Genomic DNA, 2,238 nt, shown 5'->3' with positions numbered 1-2,238 from the left:
AAACGAGCGGTGTCGGGTTCATACGATAACACGCTGAAGGTGTGGGACTTGCAGATGGGAGAGCAACAGCTTACCCTTTCCGGTCATAGTTCCTCGGTAGTAGCGGTAGCGGTGACCCCAGATGGGAAACGAGCGGTGTCGGGTTCATACGATAACACGCTGAAGGTGTGGGACTTGCAGATGGGAGAGCAACAGCTTACCCTTTCCGGTCATAGTTCCTCGGTAGACGCGGTAGCGGTGACCCCAGATGGGAAACGAGCGGTGTCGGGTTCAGGGGATGAGACGCTGAAGGTGTGGGACTTGCAGACGGGGGAGCCACAGCTTACCCTTTCCGGTCATAGTAACTTTGTACGAGTGGTAGCGGTGACTCCAGATGGGAAACGAGCGGTGTCGGGTTCATGGGATAACACGCTGAAGGTGTGGGACTTGCAGACGGGGGAGGTGCTGGCGACGTTTACGGCGGAGGGTGCTGTGTTGTGCTGTGCGGTTGCGCCGGATGGCTGTACGGTGGTGGCAGGGGATAGGGGAGGACGGGTTTATCAATTAAAAATTAACAATTAACAATGGGGGAAAGTTGGGTGGGGTTTCTGGTGGGCTTCTGGTGGGTAGCTCCTATTATGTCCGCGAAGCGGAAACACCATCATTAAAACTCTAGGGAGCCAGACGCTCCCACTCCAGTAATATCAGGGGATTTCAGGAGTGCGGGCATCTTGCCCGCTTGTCTTTTCCCATCTTGCCCGCTTGTCTTTTCCCATTTTGCCCGCTTGTCTTTTCCCATCTTGCCCGGTTTCTTCCCCTACAATCCTCAATCCACCGATGAACCCTTGTCCCCAGTTGCCTCACCTTCAACTCCAGAATTACCTTCTTTGCCACCATGGGGATGGGGGTAGCCTTCTGAGTTCTCCTCCAAGCTCAAGGAATGGAGAATGGACATCCGTCCTGGAATCGGTTTGCCTGCCGGTTGCAAGCCTTGCAGCATATCCGAGAGTTGCAGACTGTCCAGAGAAACCAGCTTAGACTCGCGCAATTTATGCCAAACCGATCGCGACATCATTAAAGTATGGCCGATCCGACTTGCGCCAATTTGCTGCAAATATTCCTCCCGTTCCGGTTGATAATCTGCCGAAGCCAGATGTAGAGGTTGGGGGGGGAACTCCTGGGTAATGCGAGCCATTTGGGCCATCAATTCCGGATAGAGCCAAGTATAGGCGGGGTGTACCGTCAACTCGGCTTGATGTCCAGCATTCCCCTGACGCTGTAAGTGGAGCTGAAAATAACCGATCGCCGCTTGTCGTTGCGGTTCAAACACATAGCCACTCACCACCTCGGTTTTATTCCACCATTGCTTAATTCCCTCCATAATCGATTGCAATAAGGGGGTCTTAAAGTCCTCCATATGGCGGTCAAACACCTGGCGCACAAAGGGCGGCATAGCTACAGTATCGAGCTGATAAAGGGGCCCTGCGTCCGCATTACTGACCGGCAGGAGATTGGGCAGATCTGGCTCCCGTTGGGCCAACTTTGCGAGCTGTTCTGGGGCGATCGCCCAATAGGTCATCTGAGCCAACGGCTGAAACCCATTTTGGCGATAGAGGGCAATCTCATCGGCCTCATTCACATTCACTTCCAACAACCAGGTTCTCGCTTCCCGCACCGCTTGCATACAGTGGCGCAGCAACAAAGACCCAATCCCGGCTCGCGAGACCCCTGGTCTCACGCCTACCCGATCCACGCGCCAGGTACTGCGGGTGCGGTTAAACGGAGAAATTTGGATCGCTCCCACCACCTCTCCCTCCGCCGTTTCTGAGCTATGACGCTGCCCCGCCACATGAATCGACAGCTTATAGCGCCAGGGATTGGGAAATAAACTCAACAGTTTCAAAAGTCCAAACCACTGGCGAATCTCCTCACCCGAATAGGGTTGATCCTTGCTCATCCCTGGGGATGAAGTGGCTGTATCGAGCAAAGCTTCCACCACATCTAGGTCTCGATGTTGCAAACTCCGAACTTCTGTTTGTTTTTCTAAATTTTGGGGAGACGCTGGCATCATAGGATATTCTCTCAATCGACAGGGGGGCGGGGAAAGGCAAGAGGCAAAAGGCAAAAGGCAAGGGGCAATAGGCAAGGGGCAAGGGGCAAGGGGCAATAGGCAAAAGGCAAGGGGCAATAGGCAATAGGCAATAGGCAATAGGCAATAGGCAATAGGCAATAGGCAATAGGCAATAGGCAATAGGCAAT

The 2,238-nt window shown here is 53.7% G+C and carries 2 protein-coding genes; one reads left to right on the top strand and one right to left on the bottom strand.

Annotated features, from left to right (window positions below; all coding sequences use genetic code 11):
- The coding region (locus PMG25_RS11855) for a WD40 repeat domain-containing protein (RefSeq protein ID WP_283767113.1) at positions 1–561 on the top strand (561 nt) is incomplete at its 5' end.
- A 244-nt stretch (positions 562–805) separates the two neighbouring features.
- Here PMG25_RS11855 and PMG25_RS11850 read toward each other — a convergent pair.
- Complete coding sequence (locus PMG25_RS11850; protein ID WP_283767112.1) at positions 806–2,050, bottom strand: GNAT family N-acetyltransferase; 1,245 nt, start codon at positions 2,048–2,050, stop codon at positions 806–808.
- Positions 2,051–2,238 lie beyond the last annotated feature (188 nt).

The sequence above is a fragment of the Roseofilum capinflatum BLCC-M114 genome, from assembly GCF_030068505.1.
GTDB classification, from domain to species: domain Bacteria; phylum Cyanobacteriota; class Cyanobacteriia; order Cyanobacteriales; family Desertifilaceae; genus Roseofilum; species Roseofilum capinflatum.
Note: the sequence above shows the minus strand (reverse complement) of the source record. Positions and strands in the feature narration are given on the sequence as shown.

Coding starts and splice junctions, on each gene's coding strand:
- PMG25_RS11850 (WP_283767112.1), bottom strand. CDS start 2,050: ATGATGCCAGCGTCTCCCCAAAATTTAGAAAAACAAACAGAAGTTCGG.